This window comes from Pseudoalteromonas sp. SWN29, from assembly GCF_015864465.1.
In the GTDB taxonomy this organism is placed as follows: Bacteria; Pseudomonadota; Gammaproteobacteria; order Enterobacterales; family Alteromonadaceae; genus Pseudoalteromonas.
On record NZ_JADYXE010000013.1, the window covers coordinates 39,267 to 61,429 of the forward strand.

At 37.1% G+C, this 22,163-nt stretch carries 15 protein-coding genes and 1 other RNA gene; 7 read left to right on the top strand and 9 right to left on the bottom strand.

The window, feature by feature from the left end:
- Positions 1-34: 34 nt before the first annotated feature.
- The 3 genes from rsmI to I6F53_RS06970 all read left to right on the top strand — a co-directional run bounded on the left by rsmI (position 35) and on the right by I6F53_RS06970 (position 3,376).
- Complete coding sequence (rsmI, locus tag I6F53_RS06960) at positions 35-892, top strand: 16S rRNA (cytidine(1402)-2'-O)-methyltransferase (RefSeq protein WP_197239002.1); 858 nt, start codon at positions 35-37, stop codon at positions 890-892.
- 42 nt (positions 893-934) lie between these two features.
- Positions 935-1,299, top strand: an RNA gene (gene rnpB / locus I6F53_RS06965) — RNase P RNA component class A.
- Positions 1,300-1,423: 124 nt separating this feature from the next.
- Entirely contained in the window at positions 1,424-3,376 is a 1,953-nt protein-coding gene (locus I6F53_RS06970) for a site-specific integrase (protein WP_197239003.1), read from the top strand.
- Positions 3,377-3,473: 97 nt separating this feature from the next.
- Here I6F53_RS06970 and I6F53_RS06975 read toward each other — a convergent pair whose 3' ends face one another.
- The gene (locus tag I6F53_RS06975; protein ID WP_197239004.1) at positions 3,474-4,046 is read right to left on the bottom strand and encodes a hypothetical protein; all 573 of its coding nucleotides are present in this window, start codon (positions 4,044-4,046) and stop codon (positions 3,474-3,476) included.
- A gap of 204 nt (positions 4,047-4,250) precedes the next feature.
- Between I6F53_RS06975 and I6F53_RS06980 the strand changes: the two genes are divergently transcribed.
- Positions 4,251-5,405: a hypothetical protein gene (locus I6F53_RS06980; protein WP_197239005.1), complete on the top strand. Its 1,155-nt coding sequence runs from the start codon at positions 4,251-4,253 to the stop codon at positions 5,403-5,405.
- Positions 5,406-5,478: 73 nt separating this feature from the next.
- Here the strand turns inward: I6F53_RS06980 and I6F53_RS06985 are convergent, their stop codons facing one another.
- From I6F53_RS06985 to I6F53_RS06995, 3 genes are read right to left on the bottom strand one after another with little or no spacing between them, the layout of a single operon-like run.
- Positions 5,479-7,317, bottom strand: coding sequence for an ATP-binding protein (locus I6F53_RS06985; protein WP_197239006.1), 1,839 nt, complete (start codon positions 7,315-7,317; stop codon positions 5,479-5,481).
- On the bottom strand, positions 7,317-8,480 hold the full coding sequence (locus I6F53_RS06990) for an SIR2 family protein (protein ID WP_197239007.1): 1,164 nt from the start codon (positions 8,478-8,480) through the stop codon (positions 7,317-7,319). Before I6F53_RS06990 ends, I6F53_RS06985 begins: the two co-directional genes overlap by 1 nt.
- 57 nt (positions 8,481-8,537) lie before the next feature.
- Positions 8,538-9,398 carry a hypothetical protein gene (locus I6F53_RS06995; RefSeq protein WP_197239008.1) on the bottom strand — a complete coding sequence of 287 codons (861 nt, stop codon included), beginning with the start codon at positions 9,396-9,398 and terminating at the stop codon, positions 8,538-8,540.
- A 163-nt stretch (positions 9,399-9,561) separates the two neighbouring features.
- Between I6F53_RS06995 and I6F53_RS07000 the strand changes: the two genes are divergently transcribed.
- The 3 genes from I6F53_RS07000 to I6F53_RS07010 all read left to right on the top strand — a co-directional run bounded on the left by I6F53_RS07000 (position 9,562) and on the right by I6F53_RS07010 (position 14,509).
- Positions 9,562-10,455 carry a tyrosine-type recombinase/integrase gene (locus I6F53_RS07000; RefSeq protein ID WP_197239009.1) on the top strand — a complete coding sequence of 298 codons (894 nt, stop codon included), beginning with the start codon at positions 9,562-9,564 and terminating at the stop codon, positions 10,453-10,455.
- On the top strand, positions 10,452-12,464 hold the full coding sequence (locus I6F53_RS07005) for an AAA family ATPase (RefSeq protein ID WP_197239010.1): 2,013 nt from the start codon (positions 10,452-10,454) through the stop codon (positions 12,462-12,464). Before I6F53_RS07000 ends, I6F53_RS07005 begins: the two co-directional genes overlap by 4 nt.
- A gap of 512 nt (positions 12,465-12,976) precedes the next feature.
- Positions 12,977-14,509: an anti-phage dCTP deaminase gene (locus I6F53_RS07010; RefSeq protein WP_197239011.1), complete on the top strand. Its 1,533-nt coding sequence runs from the start codon at positions 12,977-12,979 to the stop codon at positions 14,507-14,509.
- Between the two features lie 182 nt (positions 14,510-14,691).
- Here the strand turns inward: I6F53_RS07010 and I6F53_RS07015 are convergent, their stop codons facing one another.
- The 5 genes from I6F53_RS07015 to I6F53_RS07035 form a co-directional block, all read right to left on the bottom strand.
- Positions 14,692-16,095, bottom strand: coding sequence for a sigma-54-dependent transcriptional regulator (locus I6F53_RS07015; protein ID WP_197239012.1), 1,404 nt, complete (start codon positions 16,093-16,095; stop codon positions 14,692-14,694).
- Positions 16,092-17,813 carry a transporter substrate-binding domain-containing protein gene (locus I6F53_RS07020; RefSeq protein ID WP_197239013.1) on the bottom strand — a complete coding sequence of 574 codons (1,722 nt, stop codon included), beginning with the start codon at positions 17,811-17,813 and terminating at the stop codon, positions 16,092-16,094. The genes I6F53_RS07015 and I6F53_RS07020 overlap by 4 nt, the downstream gene beginning before the upstream one ends.
- 305 nt (positions 17,814-18,118) lie before the next feature.
- A complete protein-coding gene (locus tag I6F53_RS07025) occupies positions 18,119-19,180 on the bottom strand; it encodes a putative porin (protein ID WP_197239014.1) in 1,062 nt (353 codons plus the stop codon).
- Positions 19,181-19,216: 36 nt separating this feature from the next.
- Positions 19,217-20,488, bottom strand: coding sequence for a dicarboxylate/amino acid:cation symporter (locus I6F53_RS07030; protein ID WP_197239015.1), 1,272 nt, complete (start codon positions 20,486-20,488; stop codon positions 19,217-19,219).
- A gap of 36 nt (positions 20,489-20,524) precedes the next feature.
- Positions 20,525-21,934 carry an aspartate ammonia-lyase gene (locus I6F53_RS07035; protein ID WP_197239016.1) on the bottom strand — a complete coding sequence of 470 codons (1,410 nt, stop codon included), beginning with the start codon at positions 21,932-21,934 and terminating at the stop codon, positions 20,525-20,527.
- Positions 21,935-22,163: the final 229 nt, after the last annotated feature.

Sequence of the window (22,163 nt, forward strand, 5' to 3'; positions counted from 1 at the left end):
TTGCTTATATTACTGACTGACGCAGGAGACCTCAATGTTAAATGAGGAGAATTCACAGAAAATTGGCACTCTTTACATTGTTGCCACCCCAATTGGCAATTATGACGACTTAACTCACCGTGCCATCGCGACATTATCGCAGGTTGACTTAATAGCTGCTGAAGACACTCGCCATACTGGCAAGCTACTTAGCCACTTTGGTATTAAGGCAAAAACGTTTGCATTACATGACCACAACGAAAAGCAAAAAGCACAGCAAATTATCGATCAACTAAATCAAGGTTTAAATATTGCTTTAGTATCCGACGCTGGTACACCGCTTATTAGTGACCCAGGTTATGCCGTTGTAAACTTATGCCGCGAACAAGGCGCTAATGTTACACCCGTACCCGGTGCATGTGCTGCAATTACAGCCGTATGTTGTTCAGGCTTGCCAACCGACCGCTTTCAGTTTATTGGTTTTACGCCCGCTAAAAGTAAAGCTCGCCAAGACTTTTTTACCGAAGCAGTTAACTCGGGCATTACTAGTATAATGTACGAAAGTACGCACCGTATTATGGCAAGCCTTGATGATTTAGCGCTAGCCCTTGGCGATGAGCAACAAGTTGTATTTGCTAAAGAGCTAACTAAAACGTTTGAAACATTTTTTAACGGTAGCGTAAGCGAGCTAAAACAGTTTTTGACGGATGATCCTACTAAGCAGCGCGGCGAAATAGTGCTGATGCTTCCAGGTAAACCAAAGCAGATAGACGATGTTCCGCCTGAAGCGCGCAAAATGCTGGCACTTCTTGAAAGTGAAATGCCAATGAAAAAGGCGTGTGGTGTGGTTGCTGAATACTTTGGTATGAAGAAAAACGCTTTATATAAAACAATTATTGAAGAAAAAGAGTAAATTTTACTGCGCTTGGTATTAGCCTCATGTATACTGCGCGCCGAGTCAGCCAAGATGATCGCTGCCTGTGACGAAAATGATCAGGGGGAGGAAAGTCCGGGCTCCATAGGGCAGAGTGCCAGCTAACGGCTGGGGGGCGTGAGCCCACGACAAGTGCAGCAGAGAGGAGACCGCCAATCTTCGGGTTGGTAAGGGTGAAAGGGTGCGGTAAGAGCGCACCGGGCCGCTAGTAATAGTCGGTTGCAAGGTAAACTCCACTCGGAGCAAGACCAAATAGGGTTCCTTATGGCGTGGCCCACGTTGGAACCGGGTAGGTTGCTTGAGCCATAGAGCGATTTATGGCCTAGACGAATGATTATCACTTTCTTCGGAAAGGACAAAACCCGGCTTATACGGCTGACTCATAAATTTCCATAACCGCCTGATTTTCAGGCGGTTTTTGGAAGCTTATTATAAGAAAAAGCAATTGTGACACCTAGTGTGCCACCGAGCTGTGCCACCGCAAAGCAACGACCTCACCAAGAGGCCATTATGAAATCAGTTGCAGGTGCCGAATATCTATATATTCGTAAAGGTACATTTTACTTTCGATATAAACTTCCAAAATCCTTCTTAAAAAAAGATATTAGAATTTCTTTAAATACCCAGAGTTTAAACCGTGCTCTTGTTCTTATTAAATATCTAACTCCTATCGTCAACAGCTTAATCTCTTTACCCCTATATCATAAAATGTCTGATAAACTACAAAAAGAACAAGTAATTAATGCGATTAAGCTGGATATGAAGAAACAACTTGAGCAGTATCATATAGATGAAATTTTAGCTTCTGAAGAGGTGGTTTTTAAAGATAACATAAATGTTACTAATGCTTTAAGTCGTGTCCAAATTACCTCGGACACTACAAGTGATCCAAGTATCAATACAATTGGCACAGAAACTAGGCAAATTTTCTTTGATTTGTGTCAGAAGTACGAAAATTTAAGCGACATGATACAAAACGAACCTATAGAGTCTAACCCTGAGTTACTCAGTTTGGTTGCCTATGTATCTAAATTATTTCTACTAGTGGATAAACGAAGCTTAAAAGAAGTTCATACCAATAAAAATATAGATGTTGAAGTACGTTATATGGCTCATATGATGTATCTATTCAATGGCGGCGAATTGAAAACAGACTATCCAAATAAAAGTAGCTTTAATCTCAATGATGACGATGAACTCTACTATGGGGGGACTGCTAAGGAGCAGAATAATACCTTTAAGATAGACCAATTAGCTAATAAATATGGGTTTGAAACTCCATTGAGCGCGATAAACTATAAAATATTCAATGAGAAGCTCATCAGCTCAGAACTATTGCTTAAAGAGTTAGCCGATGCTGTCTTTAGTAAAGATATTATTAAGGTCAGGAAGATTGAGGGGCTAATAAAAAGTAAAGTTATAAGCAACCCTATAATCTATCCTGAACAAGAGTTTACGCAGAATAAAAAAATCAAACTTTTTAGTAGTGTTTACCAAGAATTCTTAAACTTTAAAATCGAAAAAGAAAACCTTAGTGAAAAAATGCAAAAAGACTATGAGCGTTGTTACATTGTTTGGCAATTACTGACTGAAGATGCCGACATTGCTTCATATGAACCAAAGAATATCGGTATTTTTATTGATCAGTGTTTTGACTTGCCAAAAATGAATGTAGCTCCGTTTAATAAAATGACTATGTTAGAGCGTGTAACAGCAGATGTACCCGAAGATAAGCGAATAGCACCAAAATCAGTTCAGGGCTATTACAAGTGGTTGCAAAGTGTATTTTCTTTTGCTGGAAAAGACACAATTGGCTACATCGAGAAAACGCCATGTAGGATAAAGCGAGATTTTACACAAAATAAACGCGGTCCATTTACGAATACGGAACTAAAAAACTTTGAAGCATATGCATTAACAGAAGAGACTAGCTGGAAAAAATGGAGCCTGTTATTGGCAATATATACAGGGGCTAGGCGGGGGGAGTTGTTCCAATTACGAGGGGCTGATATTAAACAAGATTCAGATAGTAATCTTTTTTACATCTTAATTACAGATGAGCATGAGTCTCAAAAAATCAAAACAGAAAATGCTCGTAGGCGGATACCTGTTCACTCAAAACTAATTGAATATGGCTTTCTAGATTTAATAAGCACTAATAAGGGTCGTTTGCTTGATGGAATTGAAAATAGAAATACAATCACAGCTTGGTTTGGTCGATTAATGGAAAAAATGAATGTTAGTTCTGCGACAGAGCTTGCTCACATACGCTCTTTCCATAGTTTTAGGCATTCATTTATTACAAAAATTAGAAATGAAAGCCTAGAACCTATCGAACTATATATACTTCAGCAAGTTGTTGGTCATGAGCTCTCGAGTGGTGGGATTACTGATAACTATACTCACCATACAGCCCCAATAGCTAAGCTTAGTCGGGTGGTTGAAGGTTATAAGATAAACTGAGCTTAAACCAAATGGACAGATTGTAAAAATGGGTAACTGTTAATTCAAGTTTGACCTAGTACAATTTACGAATTAAACCTCGTGTTAAAGGGAAGGTCTATTTTTCTGATTTATTTTTAGAGGCCTTCATCTTCTTTATCTTTTTTTTCAGCTTCTTTAATTCGGCTGTATTTTGAGTCAATTGATCGAAAACCTTAATTAATGCCTCTTTAAAGTCAGCCCTACAGGCATCTTCTGGGCTGAACTCAAATATTTCATCAGAGGAGTCACCTTTGGGTAGTTTACTAATAAAGTTTGAAATACTATTTAAGGTATCATTATCTACAAAGATAGTTTTTCCATTTTTATTAGAAGCAAATTTACGACAGCTGTCTTTCCATTTTTTATATGAATCTTTAGGTAAGCTTAGGACTAGATCACGAAACTCTTCAAGGTAAGCTTCTAAAGCTTTCATATCGACTTTACCTTTTTTACGTATGCTATTTAGTACCATCTCGTCTTTTTTATTATAACTTTTTAAAGTGAATTTTTGTTTAATTTCCACTTTTTTAGTTAATATTTTCTCCAAAGATTTTACATGGGCTTCCTCCGAAGGTGAGCGCCTTAGTTGTTGTAGTAACTTCTCTGAGAAAAGTAATACATGTGCATATGGTACATTTCTTTTGCTCATAATAATCCTCGATTTATTTATTTAGTTTGTTCGACAGAATTCTATATTTATACAGATTAAAACACTAACTATTAGCTCATTATTTCATGTGGTGAATTCATGAGTGTTCACATGATTTCATGAGTTTTTAGCGTGAATTCATGAGTTTTAAGCTTTCATTTCAAAAAGTGTAAATATTACCTTTACTAACTAAAGATAATATTTATGAATCAAAAAAAAATAAACAATGATGATTTGTATAACATCATCATTAACAACACTAGTAATACATCAAGTAAAGAGAGTAAAGAGGATAGTATATTTAAGGCTCTCTTTACTTGTGTTGTTCAAGGCTTAGAGGGTGCTCTAAATAATAGCGGTGGCAAAATTACATCTTTTAAATCCTGTGGTGAAGTTGTTGAAGCATGTAATTCATTTAGCTCTATTGAACTACCTAATTTAAATTTAAGCGATGTACTAAAAGAATTCATAGCAATAGATAAGTTAAGCTTAACTTTAGCTTTAAAAGAGTCTGATTGTAAAAAACTTATAAAACAATTAGAGGCTAATGATAGAGCTAAAATTAAAAAGATTAAAAAACGAAGAAAAGGAAAATATAAAGATAGCTATCAGCTAACGACAAAAAAGGTAAAGAAGATTAAAGGTACTGTGTATATCGGAAGTTGTCCAACCTATTCAAAATTAAGAAATTTAAAAATAGAGTTTAATCCTTCGAATTCAAGAAAAGCTGTTACCCTTTTATTTAAAGAGTTATCGAGAGTTGTAGGTTGTAAAAAAGCTGAAAAACTGACGAAAGGAGCCAGAATAACAAGAGTTGATCTAGCTCTTGATATATATGGCTCTCATGTAAGAGATTTTTTACTTATAAAGCCAAGATGTAGATATCATGAAGCTTATTTAAGTAGTGTGGGGCTGAATACAACGTATCATGGGAAAAGGGGGGCATGTCGTGTAATTACATATGATAAGCGTACAGAAATGGGATTATCTCAAAATACTGATAAAGAAAATTCACTTAGCCATACTAGGATTGAGTCTCAGTTCCGGCCTTATCGTTTCCCCAAAACTTCCGAGGGAGTCAAACTTGAGAGTTACAAGAGACTACCTTCGTTACTTCAATTCATTAATATTTATAATATTAAAAATATGCCTAAAGGACAAAAGGATCTTTGTTTAATCATGCAGTTAACAGGTCATGCACTTGTGAGAAAGATACTGACTAGAGCTGAATGGCAGCAGTTTTCTAAGAGTTTAAAAGAATTTGAAGTTACACTCGATCATGTAGCCATAAAACAGTTACAAAATAAGCTTATAAAACGTGAATTAAAAAGGTTGATTAAATCAACTTCTGTAGCTTAAATTTAGAGTTAATCAAAAAGGTCATGTTAATCTCTATTAACATGACCTTTTTATATCTCGCATGAAAGAAAGCTTAATTATCAGTCATTCTCTTAGCTATCACCTCTAATTCATCTGGTGAAAGACGGCCATTAGACCAGCCTTGCGCAAATGGGATGGTGTTTGACGTCGGAAGCTGATCTGCACTTAGATCTCGGATTCTAATTCTTGAAGGCAGAGCCGCCCCTTCTCCAACAAATATGGCTTCTTGCTGTGATAAAATTGGTAAAGCACCTACCATGCCAGATAAACCATCAGGTAGGAAGCGGGCAACGTGCTGTTGATCTGCTGAATTAGTTAGGCGAAGTACTACCCATGTGCCACATTGAGAAATAACTGTGCTATCAACATCGGCAGGGCGCTGACTAACAAGCATCAATCCTATTCCATACTTTCTTCCCTCTCTGGCTATTCGGCGAATAGCCTCTTGAGCCGCAGCATATTGTGCTTCACCTTTATCAGGCACATACCTATGTGCTTCTTCACATACAAATAAAAGAGGATCTTTTTCTTTTTCATTCTGTGTTTGAAATACTTTGTATTGGAATAATAGGCGAGCAATTAGAGCTGTGAGTGGACCTGCTACTTCGTTTGGTAGCCCTGATATATCAATTATACGTATATCTTTTTTGGCCTCTTGTGGGGTGCCCACGAACTGGTTCAAAACTTCATACAGCTTTATTTCTTTATCGTCAGAGATCCAGTTTCTCATCATGAATGACAGTCTTGTATCTCTGCGAAGTACTTTTAACTTATCTAGTACCGACGGGACTGGTGACTTTGCTAGATCTGAAAGTGTAAGTGATTCATGCTTAGTTTTATTTATCCTACCACCTTGGATGTATTTAATATGATTGACGAATTCATCTAAACAAAACGGTCTAGGCTTATCCCTGTCAAATTCAAAGAGTTCGGATCTTTCATGCCCATCGCAAAGCAATGGTTCGTCTAAGCTTTCTAGGTTATTAAATACTTCAGTCCCAAACTCTGTTGGGGCTGGTTTAACTATACCAGCTGCTACCATTCGAGCATGAGCTAATGCCTTTTGTACAACATTATTCTGACTTGTAGCGCTATGTTCCGTTTTACCAATAATAAGATTAGTAAACTCGTCTGAGGACATCAGCCAATAAGGTAGCTTAATTTCTACTTGGTCATCTGTATCAGTAATTAATCCATAAGCACGATATAATACTGCCCGATCTTTAAAAGCAGAGCTATACTCTCCGTGTGGATCAATTATGATTATTTGGGGGGATAGCTCTGTCTTATTTACTTGATGGGACAGCACACTATGAATGATTGCAGCTACGGTTCCAGATTTACCTGAACCGGTTGAGCCTAGAACTGCACAGTGCATACCAAACATTTTATTGATATCAGCACGACAAGTTGTAGACTCAGAAGCACTATACGAAGCAAAAGGAACGAGAGGGCTGGCAATAAGGTTTGTTTCACCTTCAGCTGAGCTGTAGACATTACCAACTTCTTCGTTAGTTAGTAAGTAGACCCCCTGCTGAGGTAGTGGGTATGTCTTTATACCTCTCCTAAAAGATAACTTTTCTTCAGAACTATTCCAACTTCCTTCGGCTAATAACTGTACTTCCATTAACCTTTGATCAGCATCTGCACTAATCGGAGTTCCTAGCTCGAGCAATTCTTCAGATCTCATTCTCAACATTGTTACTAATCCGAAAATGACTTTTCTGCCATAGTGAATTTTTACCATACTACCTATTTGACCAATAGGATAAACTCGTCCGTTAAATGTTCTTGATAATTCTGCAACTTTGTTGGAAATTTCAACTTTTATCGTAGTCCCTGAAACCTCTACAACTTGACCGATTCTTAATTCATCATTTGGTATAAACATTAGACTTCACACCCATTCTTTAAGATTGATGTCATTCCATCAAATGTCCACCAAAAATCATCGCCTTCCTTTCGCTTAATAGGTGTATCGTTACCTACATATAAGCCTTTAGAAGATACTATCAAAACTCTTCGGCCATATTCCCTCGAGCGCCACCTATTCAAACATTCAGGAATTTCTGTTGAGCACTCGACGAATGCGACAATTACGGTTTTATTTGCTTCTTTGTTTAAGGCAAATTCAATTTCGTTATTTATATGATCATCACCAAAACTATACCCACAGATAGCTAAAACATTACTATTTTCTGAGTTTAGAGTTTTTCTAAATAAATCAAATTGTGTGGAGAATGGGTCTTGTTGTGTTGCAATATACTTGGTTGCTTGTGGGTAAATAAGTACTCTACGGGCTGTATTAGGGTAAGTGTCATTATCTCTAACACGCCACACATAACCTTTCTCACATAGGTACCAGTCGATTGAGCCATGCATTTTTATTAGGTGGGCTCTGTAGCCAGACAGCGGTAGATTATCTCCATACTTTAATGTTCGGTGAGCTACAGCCCCTCCAGAAAACCCATCCCAGTATGAGACTCTTTGTAAAGCTAGTGCATCTTCTATTAAAGTATCGTAGTTAGTAGTAAAAAGATTAATAGGTTTGCGTCGCTCGAATATTCCCGCAGATGAGTAATTAAATAGAGCATCGATAAAATTCCGGTGTGATGCAATACAAACTATAGGAGCAGAGGGAGTACCTTCTATTTTAGTATTACCATTTTCATCCTCGACATAGCCTGATTTTATTGTTTTAGAAATGCTCGAAATTATTAAGTAGTGAGCATTTTCTAAATCAGCAAGTTCTATTGCAACTCCATTTATATAGGCTTTTTTTTCTCTGTTTCTTTCAGCTAAAGCAGCATAATCACCTAGATGGCTTAATAAGTGCTCTATGTGGCTATTTTCTGGTAACTCATTTATTAATGGAACTAAGATGTCATCATAGACTTCCTTATTAAGTTCTTTTATCTCTTTTTTTACTTTATTTGTTAATGGGTACATCAATGGAAGATTGGCGTCGTAACTAATGCCGGCACCTAGTAACCAGTTAAATTCACTACATTTTAAATGATCTTCTAGTTGCAAGAGCATTTCATTTGTAACCATTTCTAATCCTTTTCTTTTTAATGACCGTTACTTTTATAAGAAGTGAGACATAAAAGTCTAGCTAGCTTTAAAGTTGTATTGTCTTAATACGATGTAATCCAATCCACTACACCAAATAACAGGCTTTCCTGTAGATGCTATATAACAATTACCTATAATTAATGCGTGGCAACCTTCTAGAAGCTCAAGTGATTCTTTAACCTTAAAATATTGTCTAAATTCATTTGTTATTTCAGGACTTATAGCAACGCTTAGCCCATCAGTTCTATTCCCTGCGTTGAGCCATAATCTCCCATCAGAGGTAAAACCAGCATCACTAATAAAGCCCCAATAGATGCGATTTTTATCATGTAAGTTATGGTTAACACTTTTAAAGTTAACGAATAGCTCATTAGCTGTTTGGGGCAGGCCCCTAAACGGTGTGTTAGGAATTGTGACTTTTGTCTTGGATGAGTAAAGCTTATCTGAACGAACTAGTTTATATAGGGTATTTTTCAATGATAGGTGTGCAGGAAAATCTTTACCATTAGAGTTAGTTACTTGAATTTTTGATGGTTTTTGGCCGCTAGGGGGATGATGCAGAGGTTCTGGTGCCTCAATATCAATCTTATAATCTTTCTCAGTGCCTAAGTTTAAGGTAATTCCACTATCGGGGCTTCTTGTTGGTTCAGTGCCATCGCCATCGCCATCGCCATCATCAATTAATTCATAACTAGTAGCTGCAATACAGTCTTCTAAGTGATGCGCACAAAAATGGGGTACTTTCTGCCCATAACTGGCTTTTCTAAACCAAGCATCTCCTCCGCAAGATATGCACTTTAGATTTCTTCGCATTGTTACGATATTTTTTTCACCAAGAGCTAAAAAATTATCTGCGTTCCATTCTTTATTATCAACTGTGCAAAGTGCGACTTCCATATTGTCACCTTAAAAATTCTATTTAATATAATCTAAATCATTGAATTTTTATAATCCACCTTTTTAGCTTTTATTTTAAGCATTTATACAAGGTGCAAAAAATAAGGTTAACTTTTAAAGTTTGTAAGTGCTAACTATATAACTCAATAAATTGGAGCTATATATGAAAAATACAAACCCAGTAAAAGTATATCTTAATAGATTGGCCGTTTCTGGTCGAAGATCAGCAATCTCTCAATTAAATGAAGCTAAAAAAGTATTTGAGTGGAATGACCCAATTGATTTACTGCCTTTTCATTTATTGACTTATGCGCAGCTTGAAATCCTAAAGCTGCATTTTAGTGAACAGGGTAAGTCTGCTAGAACGATAAATCATGCATTACAGATAATAAAAGGTGTTGCAGATACAGCATTTAAATTAGATGTGATTGAACATAAAGCCATGATGCGTATTAAGTCAGTGCCTAGTATTAAAGGTAAAGCGATTGAAAAGGGTAAGGCTCTTACCCATGCTCAGGCTAACTTATTATTAAGTAGCCTTTCAAAAATTATCTCAAAGGTTGGGGTAAGGAATCATGCTGTTATATCTATTATGCTCGCTACAGGCTTGCGCCGTTCAGAATTGTGTAGCCTTCATCTAAACAATTATTGCCCCGAATCCCACAGCATACTAATCGAAAAAGGTAAGGGGTCAAAGGGCAGACAGCAATTTTTGCCTGATTGGGCTGAGTCAGTCTTAAATAGGTGGCTTAGATTACGAGGCAACAAAAAGGGGCCTTTATTTACTAAGCAAGGCAAAGTTATTCAGCCCCTTACCTCAGGTGCCTTATATCTTATAGTTACTAAGAAAACGAAAAAGATTCTAGGCCAAGTTTTTACTCCCCATGACTTACGTCGGACTTTCATAACACGGTTATTAAGCTTAAATGTAGATCTTCTTACTGTAAGTAAAATGGCGGGCCATGCGAATGTAACTACTACACAGCTATATGACAAAAGAGGCATTGAAACCCAGAGGCAAGCTGCATTGGCTTTAAGCTATGGGTCATCATTATGAGTTTAGAGCGAGAATTATATGAATTAGGTTCGAACTTTTCGTTTAGGCTTTTGAATAGCTCATTATTTGATAAAGACGTATTGATAGGCTTGAAGCCTATTACGATTCGTAGCATCACTGGTAAGGCATTTAGCTATCCTCAAAGTAACTCACAAGAATACACCGAAGCGGTATATAAGCACTTTAAAAGTGTAAACTCTAAGGTAAGAGCTATGACATTGCTAGAGAAGAATTGTCATATATTAAGGAAGACGTTTCAGTTACCTAAAGAGTCTGTAAATCTTCTAGCCTTAATAGTAGTAAACAGCCTTAACCCTGCATTCAATGAATTATTGGAAACACACCAAGGCCTAAGCGACAACGTATTGCATCAGTTGCTCTCGGAGGCTTTAAATGTTGACTACCTTACATTGAAGAGCACTTTTGAAAATCTGGCTGAGAGCGGGTTATGGAGCAGTTCAATATACGATAGTGAAGACATGCTCCAAATGCATAGTGGTTTTGCAAAGGCATTAGCTTGTAAGCACGCCCGTAATTTTTCTGACTTGATTTCAAATGTCGTGTCGTTATCAAATAAGCCTAATTTAAGGATATCAGACTTCGAACATTTAGATTCTGATGTACCTTTTTCTTTCAGTCGCGGTATTGATGACATGCCTAAGAGTGGGGTAAATATTCTATTACATGGCGCTGCTGGTGTAGGTAAAACTCAATATGCCAAACTGCTAGTAAACCAGATAAATGCTAATTTATACGAAGTAAAAGCGAAAGGTGGAGATTTGAGTAGCCCTGACGATGAGCTAGACTCTCGCCGAAGCAGTACTCAGCTTAGACTACAGTATTTAAAGATGGCTTATCGTTTGTTTGAGTCACAAAGTGACGCTTGGCTACTTATTGATGAATGTGAAGATATTTTTGCATCATTTAGCCTAAGTACACGAATCTCAAAAGATAGGTTACATCAACTTCTTGAAGTTAATGCTGTGCCCACTATATGGATAACTAATCATCCTGAGAATATACCAATTAGTTGCTTAAGGCGGTTTAGTCTTATTGTTGAATTGCCTAACCTACCGACTAATGGGAAGCTTGATATGGTATCAAGTTGCTTTAAAGGATTGAGGTTATCCAAGGGATTTAAGGAAAAGCTAGCTAATTCAGAAGCCGCTACCCCTGCACTGTTAGATAATGCTGCAACGTTGTGTAAAATTTGTAATGTTAAAGGTACGGTTGCTGAAGAGTACACTAATACTTACCTAACAGAAGTTTTGAAGTTAACTAATGAGCCTTTAGAAGCCTTAGTTTATAAGCCCGAATTAGAGTTCGATCCAGCTTACTGTAATTTGAAAGGCGACCTTCACTCATTAACTGATATTACCAAAACGATTGAAAAACACCCCGAAGCTCGTATTTTATTATTTGGACCGCCAGGCACAGGCAAGTCAGCTTTTGTTGATTATGTATGTAAGGAGAACGATTTGGGCTTAGTAACAGTTAAGGCATCCGACGTGTTAGGCAAGTATGTCGGCGAGAGTGAAGGAAATATTGCTAGGCTTTTCGAAAAGGCTAGTAATGAAGGTAAGGCATTATTGATAGATGAAGCTGATAGTCTTTTAACGTCACGTGAGGGTGCTACTAAGTCATGGGAAGTGAGCCAAGTAAATGAGCTACTAATGCAGATTGAGCGATTCCAAAACCCTTTATTTATAGCTACTAATCATTTTAAGGCACTAGATAAGGCGTTGCTCAGGCGTATTGACTTTAAGATCGAATTACAGGCACTCAGGCATCAACAGGCTATTAGTTTGTTCGAGGAAGTAGTCGGAGTTAAGCTAGGCATAGGTAGTAAGAACCAATTAAAGGATATGGTAAATTTAACTGCTGGCGATTTTGCTATATTAGCGAGAAGGCTTCGCTTTAAAAGCAAAAATGTAGGTTCCGAGGAAGCACTCGGAATATTAGAGGTTGAAAGTGATCTAAAAACATCGAAAAGACGAATTGGTTTCTAATTATATAAATAATATTTTGATACTGTGTATATCTGTCGATGATGTTGAATATCCCAGAAGCCATAAGGCTGTGCATATCTCAATGGTATAACATCCATACTTTCAGTTGGTTAAATAGATTTAATATTCAATATATTTTTCGGTAACAAAAAAATATCATTTTTCTAACTTTAAATGTGTGAATTTCAGGCCTCTTATGCTACTAGTATAAGAGGGTAGGGTATTGCATTAGCCTACATATAATAATAAAATCCGCGCTGCTTCTGTGTGGGGCGAATAAATTTTAATAGGATTAATAGTGCTATGTATGTTTTTGATAAAAATATGACTCGGAAGGAATCCAGACCTCAACATGAAAGTGAGACTAAAAATGTTGTGTGTTTAAGCACCGTTATCAAAGAAAAAAAGTTATCGGAAGCAAGAGCTGCTGTTAGAAAAGCTGCAAAAAACTTGAACTGGTAAGACAATACAAGATAAAGTGGCCTAAGTTACCTAATTAAAAGGAATTACTCATGGCCGCAGAGCCCGCTAATATAGCTAAAATAAACCCCACAGATCCCACTATAGAAATAAGTAGCTCTAATAATGACGAGCCAATCACAGCTGTAAAAAACAGACGTTCAAATGAACTAATAATAGCTCTTTGTGGAGCTGTCGGATCAGGTGTAAGTGAATTAGAAGAAATCTTAGAAGAGCAGCTAGTACAAAAAGGCTATACTGTTGAGCATATCAGGCTAAGCGAACTAATAATTGCACAGCAAAGTACTGATAAGCATGATGATTTAAAAAAGTTGGTTGGCTACCATCGTTATAATGAACTCCAAAACTTAGGTGATATAATTCGTAAAGATAAAGGTGAAAGTAGGCTTTCAGCTTTAGCAATAGATGAAATCGCTACAAGAAGGCAGTACCTAAAAGATAATAATAAAATCAACTCTCACGAAGACTCTCCAAGAATAGCTTATATTATCAACCAGATTAAAAACCCAAAAGAAGTTGAACTCTTAAATGTTGTTTATAGAAACAACTTTTACATGTTAGGGCTTTTAAGAAATGAAGCTGAAAGAAAAGCAAACTTAGCTAGCAATCAAATGAATGATGTCCAAGTAAGTGAGTTAATAAACAGAGATAGGAAGGACATTGAAAAATTTGGTCAGCATGTTGAAAAATCTTTATATTTATCTGATTACTTCATAAGAAATATAGATGATACTAAAATATTAAAAGGCTCAGTTGAGAGGTTCATACATCTAATACATGGCACAGAGCATATAACCCCTACAGTTGATGAAACCGGTATATTCAGTGCTTTCTCTGCATCTCTTCGTTCTGCATGTCTATCTCGTCAAGTTGGTGCTGCTATATCAGATGAAAGTGGTAATATAATTACTACAGGATGTAATGATGTTCCTTCTTTTGGAGGAGGCCTTTATAACTCTAATAGTACGAGTGATAAAAGGTGCTTTAACTATGGGCGAGAGTGTCATAACGATAAGCATAAGTCCCTTCTCAAAAATGAAATGAAAGCTATATTAGAAGAGTCAAATATCGGAGATGCTGAAAATCTCGCAGATAAGCTTATAAATAATACCAAAGCTAAATCTTTAATTGAGTATTCAAGAGCCGTTCATGCTGAAATGGATGCAATAACTAGTTTAGCTCGGAGCTCTAATTCAAGTTCAGAGAATAAAGTATTATATTGTACAACTTACCCATGCCATGTATGCGCTCGTCATATCGTTGCCTCAGGTATCAAAAGGGTTGTATACATAGAGCCTTATGAAAAAAGTTTAGCTTTGCAATTACACAGTGACTCAATAACACACCCTGAAAATAAAAGTGATCCTACTAAGGTTTTATTTATTAATTTTGAAGGGGTTTCCCCACAAAGGTATGCAAAATTCTTTGGGTATGGGCAGCCTCGGAAAGCAAATGATGGCAAAGCAATAAGCTATTCAATATTAGAGTCTGGTCATGTTGATCCTCAATACTTAGATAGCTATCAAGATTATGAACTTAAAGTAATAAACTCCTTGGGTGAATGATTTAAGTTGGAGGTTGTAATGTGTGCCACCTAGTGTGACACTCACAGTTTAGAAATTACTTAAGTTGTTGTTTTTATTTAGGTGGAATATTTGCTTGTCAGCTTATACGGCTGACTCACTCATTCAATAAAAAGCCCGCAGTTAACACTGCGGGCTTTTTTGTGTCTCAATTTTCATTAAAATTACTGCATGTTCTTCAAACGCTTACTTAGCGCTGGCTGAGATATACCAAGTAACTGTGCTGCTAATGATTGATTTGAATTAGCACGCTTCATCGCTTCTTTAACGAGTAAATCTGCTGCTTTTTTCAACGTGGGTAAAGTGGCTGAAGCTTCAAATAAAGGCTTTTCTGGTTGAGCATGTATGTCTACATTGGGCATTGAGTCTAAAATGCCTTTAAATGCTTTCATTGATAGCTCGCCTGATTGATGTGTGCTCATTGCATCAAACGCCATTGCACGTAGCTCTCTAATATTTCCTGGAAAGCTGTAGTTTTCCAGTAAAACGAGTAGGCTCGAAGGAATAGATGCGAGTTCTTTATTAAACTCATTGGCGGCCAACGTTAAAAAGTGCTCAAGTAGAAGTGCAATATCTTCTTTTCTATCTCTTAGTGGTGGAATATTCACATGATGAATTTTTAATCGGTAATATAAGTCATTTCTAAATTGGCCGTCTTCTTTTTTTGTATGTAAGTTTTGATGAGTTGCAGCAATAATACGGGCATTTATTCTTTTAGGTGTATCGCTACCAACAGGGTAATACTCACCTTCTTGTAATAGGCGCAAAAGTTTTACTTGAGAGGCAAGGCTTAAGTCGCCAATTTCATCAAGGAATAAAATACCACCTGACGCTTTTTCTATCATGCCTTTACGCGCTTGATCTGCCCCTGTAAATGCCCCTTTTTTATGGCCAAATAAGGTGTCTGAAAATAAGTTATCATCAAGCCCTGCGACATTTACGCAGATTAACTCACCACTACAACTACTGGTTTCGTGTATGGCTCTGGCTATTAACTCTTTACCTACACCGCTTTCACCTGTGATCAAAATAGGTTGCTGACTGTTGGAGATAGACTCAATGTAATTAAATGCGCTATGCATTTGATGATTTACACTAATTATTTTAGAAAATGCAGGGTGTAAAATACTTTGCTTTTCGAGCATATGGCCGCGCATTGCTTGGTTTTCTAAATTTAGCTCTTGATAACGAATAACCTGCATTATGCTGTTACTTAATCTTTCGGGCTCTTCAGTTTTTACATGGTAGTCATATGCGCCCAGCTTTATACATTTGACTGCTGATTCAACCTGATTAATTCCGCTTATAATCACAACCGAAATATAGGGGTATAACTCGATTATTTTTGGGAGTAATTCATCGCCACTCATATGCGGCATATTTAAATCAAGTAATACAACACGTACATTACCTGAGGCTAATTGTGTAAGCACATCCCTACTATCACTACATTGAATAACATTACTAATGCCACAATAACGTTCAATTGCAAAAGAGATGCTACGTAAAAAGCGAGTATCATCATCACAAATTAAAACTTGGAAACTTGGGTACAAACTTGGGTTCATAGCTCATTCTCTTTTTGTATTAGTGGTAGTGAGAGCTTAACTTTAGTGCCCTGACCTAGGGTTGATTTGAATGTTATTTTACCTTGGTGATCTCTTACGATCCCAGCTGATACCGATAATCCTAAACCAGTACCGCCTGATTGGCGCTTAGTCGTGTAAAAAGGGTCAGTTAATTTGATTAAATTTTTAGCATCAATGCCTACCCCCTGATCTTCAATAGTAAATACTACGCAATCGTACTTAGCATGAAAGTAGGTTGTGATAGTGATTTTTTGACTTTTGTCCTCAAGCGCTTGGCATGCATTTAAAATGAGGTTAACAATCACCTGCTCAATTCTACTTCCCGAACCATAAAATGTAGGTAGCTTATTAGCGAGGTTGACTTCAACATTACTAGTTGAGTTTTTAAGTTGATTACTAACAAGACGCAAAGAGCGACTAGTTAACTCATTTAAATCAAGGCGCTCAGTTTTTTCGTGAGCGGTTTCGCCTTTTACGGCAAAACTCTTTAGATCTTCAACTATGCCTTTTACTTTGTTACTTGCTACGTGCATATCATCGAGTATTTCGGGGAGCATGTTTCTTAATCTGTTATAGCCAACGCCAGCAATTAAAAAATCACCATGTAGTGACTGATGCTCGTCGAGTACTTCTGCGGTTTGCTCAAACACTTCTTTAACAAACGGAAAGTTAAGCGTTAATATACTACATGGATTATTTATTTCATGAGCAACGCCTGATACCAGTACGCCTAATGAGGCCATTTTATCAGCGTGTAAAAGTTGTAATTGTTGTGCTTGAAGCTCGTTAGTGCGGCTTTCTACTTTTTTACGCAGCGCTTTATTCCAAATAATGACAATGGTACTTATAAATAACAGCACAACTATAAATATACCAATGGCAATACCGGCCTTTGACCAAGGAGAAACTTTTAATGGCCCAAACCACTTATCGTATATTTCTTGTTGTCGACCCGTATTTTTTAAAATAGCGAGGCCTTGGGCAAATTGCGAAATAAGTGCTTCGTCACCTGCTTTAGTGGCATATCCGTACAGGCGGTTTCTTTCTAGGCTAGAAATGGCGGTAATATTAGAAAGTCCTAATTTTTTACTTAGATACAAACCGGGTAAGTTAGACACAACAGCAAAGTCGTATCGGCCAGAGGACAGTAAACGTAGTGCATCGGCATGAGTCTCTACCTGTATAAGAATAATATTTAAATTGGATTCATTTAACATATCAAATGCAGAACCATTAGCCTGAACTATTACACGGTAGCCGCCAAGCTGGGTATAATCAGATATTTTTGGACTGTCGTCTCGTGCAAATATAGAGTGGTTAACATAAGTATGCGGACTAAAATTATAAATATCGGTACGCTCAGGCGTTGCTGCCATACCTTGTAAGATATCTATCTCACCTCGATCAAATTGATCGCGAATACTTTCCCATGCATCTAATTTTATTTTGATATTTAAGCCCATAACGGTTGCTATTTCTTGGCTTAATTCAACATTATAACCCGTGAATTTTCCGCTGCTATCAGTAAACTCGTATGGAGGGTAGTTGTAATCACCGCCAATTATAATTTGATTGTTTTTTGGTTCTGCTGATGGTAATTCGTAATCCTGTGCTTTGCATATAGATATGCTAAAACTCAATAAACCAATAAATAGCATTTCAAACGTACGATACTTTGTTTGATAAAATGAAAGCAAATTAATTAAACCTCTTCCTTCGTTATATATTTAAATGAGTTTGAACATACTTATTATTGTATGCAGGTGGACTATAATATCTATTTTCATTTTATAGAAATTAGGTACCCATACAAATATTTAGTTGATATTGCATAAATTAATTGTAAATAAATGAATATAAAGATAAAAATCTCTTTATATTGTTTATTCAGCGTTATTTAACCTTTTTGAGGGTGTTTATAATATCAGCAAGGTAAATTTTTATTGAAAAAAAAGCGATTTAAATTAAAAATTCAAATCGCTTGGTTAACAGTATGTAAATATTAGAACTTCATATTAAGGTTGACCTGTATACGGTCACGCCCTTCGTTATTTGTAGCAATATCTTTATTAAGATTATCGACGCTATACCACCTTAAATCAGCATTCAAATTGTCAGCTATTTTATAATCGAGCTGTACACGTGTTCCTTTAATATTGGTGTATGAACCGGGTGTATTTGTTTGTGTAAATGCACCATTCATAGGTAATGCGTAAGCTTCTGTGTGTAGTACATAAAAACGTACACCAAACTCTTTATTTATTTGATAACGAGCATGAACGGTATAAGCAGTTTCATCACTTTGTGCGTCGCTAGTATAGTAGTCAGCAGCTAAACGAAATGGTCCCATTCTTAAATCGGCATTATAGGTCATAACATCGCCAGCTTGATCGTCATCGAGTCCTGACTCGGCACTCGCATATGCGCTATCTGAGGCACTTACGAAAATACTACCAATACCGGCTTTAAATTTAATACCCTTAAATTCTACAGCGTAAACACCTTGAAGTTGCTGCCAGCTTGCATCGCGCTTACCCTCGCCATTATCTACGTTTTCTTCAAGAATAATATGGCCTGCATTTACGCTAAATGTATTGTTTGTCCAATTAGCTTGCACACCTTCAAGGGCAATATCGTCACGAAACAATAACTCAGATGAATGCATGTAAACAGCAGCGGCTTTACCAATATAAATACTGGTATTAGCAAGACCTGTGTATTTCATAAAAGCTCGGTCTAAGCCAAAGTCATCATTGTCAGTGGTATTACTTATGCCAAATGTTTGATGAGTAGAATCGTGTGCGCTCGATGTTGTTCTAAAGCGCATTTGCGCAGACCAGTCTTCTGTAGCAGCATATTTAATACCAAAACGAGCGCGTAAGCGGGCACGACTTGTTGAATCTATCGTATCGCCATCGGTGCGCTCAAAGCGCATGCGCATATCACCAAATAGCTTTACAGCGTCTAAACCATTTAAGCCTTGGATTGTTATATCAGCATGCGCTGGTTTTATAACAGCCAAAGAGCTAAGTGCAAGTGTTAGGTAGGTAATTTTATTTAACATGTTTGTTCTCTTTAAAAATGAGTAACGCGTGCTTAGTTATTGCTTAGCTGCTGTTGTTTTTACGTCATCACGGTTGTAAATAGCGATATCAAGCTCGCCTTCACTTTTACCAATTAATAAAGTAACCATTAAGTCGCCTGTTACGTTTATTGTGGTGCGTGCCATATCTAAAATACGGTCAATACCGGCAACAATCGCTATACCCTCAAGCGGTAAACCTACTGTAGTAAGTACAAGTGATAGCATTATTAAGCCCGCACCAGGGACGCCAGCGGTGCCAACTGAGGCTAATGTGGCTGTCGCAATAATTGTTAGATAGTCGGTAGTAGATAGGTCAACACCAAAAGCTTGAGCAATAAATAGCGCTAAAACACCTTGATACAGGGCTGTACCGTCCATGTTAATAGTTGCGCCAACAGGTAAAACAAAACTCGATACTGTACGAGATACACCTAGGTTTTGTGTTGCACACTTAATACTTGCAGGCAAAGTCCCTGAGCTACTTGTGGTGGTGAATGCAATAACTTGAGCTTCAATAATGCCTTTATAAAAACGCGTAGGGTTGAGCTTTCCAAGTAAGCCTACAAAGCCGCCACCTAAAACAAGAACATGTATTAAGCTGCCTAAATACACTAAACCAATCACTTTAATAAGAGGAAGTAAAACATCTAAACCATATTTACCAGAAACCCATGCCATTAATGCAAATACACCATAAGGTGCAAGTTTCATTACTAGTTCAGTAAGTTTGTACATAGCCTCAGCTAAGCTTTCAAACATTTTTACAGCAGGTTGGCCTTTTTCACCAATTAGGTTTAAAGCAATACCTAAGCTAAGTGCAAAGACTATAATTTGCAAAATGTTGCCAGAGGCTAAAGACCCAACAGGATTTTTTGGTACTAAGCCAACAATAGTGTCCATTAAGGTAGAGCTAGGCTTCACCTCAGCAACTGAGCTGGCAACCATATTTAAACCAACACCAGGTTCAAAAAATATTCCTAAACCAAGGCCTATCGAAATAGCAATGGCAGTTGTTGCTAAATAAAATAGGATGGATTTAAGGCCAATTCTTCCTAGTTTTGTCGTATCTTTCATTGAGGTAACACCCACAATTAAAGAACAAAATATAAGAGGAACAATCAACATTTTAATAGCGCTAATAAATAGTTGTCCAATTGGTTTTATCATTTCGGCATGGCTGCCTAACAACGTACCTGCGATTATGCCTGCAATCATACCTATTAATATTTTTAGCCATAACGGCATTTTTTTAGGCTCGCTACTTTTTATACTTGTTGTATTAGTCATTTTTTATTTCCGATTATTTATAATATTTAATGGAAGTTATTTTATTTTTGGATTGATAAGGTTGTCGATATTGGTAATTTCGAGCAGCTTTTCTTCACTCAGTAAGCCTTCCTCACGAACAATATCGAGTACAGCTCTTCCGCTGCTAAGTGCTAACTTGGCTATGCGTGACGCATTTTCGTAGCCAATATAAGGATTTACGGCTGTTATAATGCCAATACTATTAGTTACTTGAGCTCGGCAGTGCTCAACATTTGCTGTAATGCCGCTAATGCATTTATGTTCAAACATGTGCATTGCACGAGTAAGCAGTGTGATCGAATCAAGAACGCTGTAGGCAATTAATGGCTCCATCGCATTGAGTTGTAATTGGCCTGCCTCAGCCGCCATAGTGACCGATAAATCATTACCAATAACTTTGTAAGCCACCTGAGAAACAGCCTCAGGAATTACTGGGTTAATTTTGCCCGGCATAATTGAGCTACCAGGCTGCTGTGGCGGCAGATTTATTTCACCAATACCAGCGCGAGGGCCCATGCTTAGTAAGCGTAAGTCGTTAGCAATTTTTGAAAGCTTAATAGAGAGGCGTTTTAGCATGCTAGAAAATAATACAAAGGCACCCATGTCTGAGCTGGCTTCGATTAAATCGCTGGCTAAAATCATTTTAAAGCCCGATAGTTCACTTAAGGTTTTAACCGATAGTTCGCCAAATTGATGATGCGCGTTAATACCGGTACCAATCGCGGTGCCACCTAAATTTATTTCTGTTAATAGTTCACTAAGGTGAGCAATTCTGTCTACATCTTCGGTTAATGTGCTCGCAAACGATTTAAACTCTTGCCCTAGCGACATAGGAACCGCATCTTGTAATTGTGTACGGCCCATTTTAATAACGTGAGAAAACTCATCGGCTTTAACCAGCATGGCATCGCGCAGTGACTTTAATGAGTCTACTAATGCGCCATGGCTCATTAAAATAGCTAATCGGACTGAGGTCGGATAGATATCGTTGGTTGACTGTGATTTATTAACATCGTCATTTGGGTGCAAGTACTGATACTGTCCAAGTGAATGACCTAAATTTTGTAAAGCTAAATTAGCAATTACTTCATTGGCATTCATGTTTGTTGATGTGCCAGCGCCACCCTGAATCATATCAACTAAAAACGAATCATGATGCTGGCCTTGTTTTAACTTCTCACAAGCTGCATTTATTGCGTTGAGTTTTTCGCCGGATAATAAATCTAGCTGATTGTTAGTAATTGCACATGCTTGTTTTACCATCGCGAGTGCTTTAATTAGTTCAGGGAAGTGGTTAATAGGTACGCCACTTAAATTAAAATTATCGATAGCGCGCTGTGTTTGGATGCCGTGTAAAACATCTGCAGGTATATCAGCGGTGCCTAGCAAGTCCTTTTCTTGGCGCGTTTTATTGTGTGTGTGCATAGTGAAACTCTAATGTTGTTAGATTATTGTTATTGCATTAACAATGCCAAGTAAAATTTAAAGTTAAGCTGTTGAATAAAAATGATTTTATTTGAATACTGTGTTTTTTATAGGTATAACTTATTGCATAATAATGAAGTGAGAGTTTGAGGAATTGATTTTAAATCGTTTTTTATTTTTAAATTGATCTTTTGAATCAGTTGCTTAGAGTTAGCTATAACTTTTACTA

Excerpts from the sequence above, each read along its gene's own strand:
- I6F53_RS07005 (WP_197239010.1), top strand. The coding sequence starts at position 10,452 with ATGAGTTTAGAGCGAGAATTATATGAATTAGGTTCGAACTTTTCGTTT.
- I6F53_RS07015 (WP_197239012.1), bottom strand. The coding sequence starts at position 16,095 with ATGAACCCAAGTTTGTACCCAAGTTTCCAAGTTTTAATTTGTGATGAT.
- I6F53_RS06995 (WP_197239008.1), bottom strand. The coding sequence starts at position 9,398 with ATGGAAGTCGCACTTTGCACAGTTGATAATAAAGAATGGAACGCAGAT.
- I6F53_RS06980 (WP_197239005.1), top strand. The coding sequence starts at position 4,251 with ATGAATCAAAAAAAAATAAACAATGATGATTTGTATAACATCATCATT.
- I6F53_RS06975 (WP_197239004.1), bottom strand. The coding sequence starts at position 4,046 with ATGAGCAAAAGAAATGTACCATATGCACATGTATTACTTTTCTCAGAG.
- I6F53_RS07025 (WP_197239014.1), bottom strand. The coding sequence starts at position 19,180 with ATGTTAAATAAAATTACCTACCTAACACTTGCACTTAGCTCTTTGGCT.
- I6F53_RS06990 (WP_197239007.1), bottom strand. The coding sequence starts at position 8,480 with ATGGTTACAAATGAAATGCTCTTGCAACTAGAAGATCATTTAAAATGT.
- I6F53_RS07030 (WP_197239015.1), bottom strand. The coding sequence starts at position 20,488 with ATGACTAATACAACAAGTATAAAAAGTAGCGAGCCTAAAAAAATGCCG.
- rsmI (WP_197239002.1), top strand. The coding sequence starts at position 35 with ATGTTAAATGAGGAGAATTCACAGAAAATTGGCACTCTTTACATTGTT.
- I6F53_RS07010 (WP_197239011.1), top strand. The coding sequence starts at position 12,977 with ATGGCCGCAGAGCCCGCTAATATAGCTAAAATAAACCCCACAGATCCC.
- I6F53_RS06985 (WP_197239006.1), bottom strand. The coding sequence starts at position 7,317 with ATGTTTATACCAAATGATGAATTAAGAATCGGTCAAGTTGTAGAGGTT.
- I6F53_RS06970 (WP_197239003.1), top strand. The coding sequence starts at position 1,424 with ATGAAATCAGTTGCAGGTGCCGAATATCTATATATTCGTAAAGGTACA.
- I6F53_RS07000 (WP_197239009.1), top strand. The coding sequence starts at position 9,562 with ATGAAAAATACAAACCCAGTAAAAGTATATCTTAATAGATTGGCCGTT.
- I6F53_RS07035 (WP_197239016.1), bottom strand. The coding sequence starts at position 21,934 with ATGCACACACACAATAAAACGCGCCAAGAAAAGGACTTGCTAGGCACC.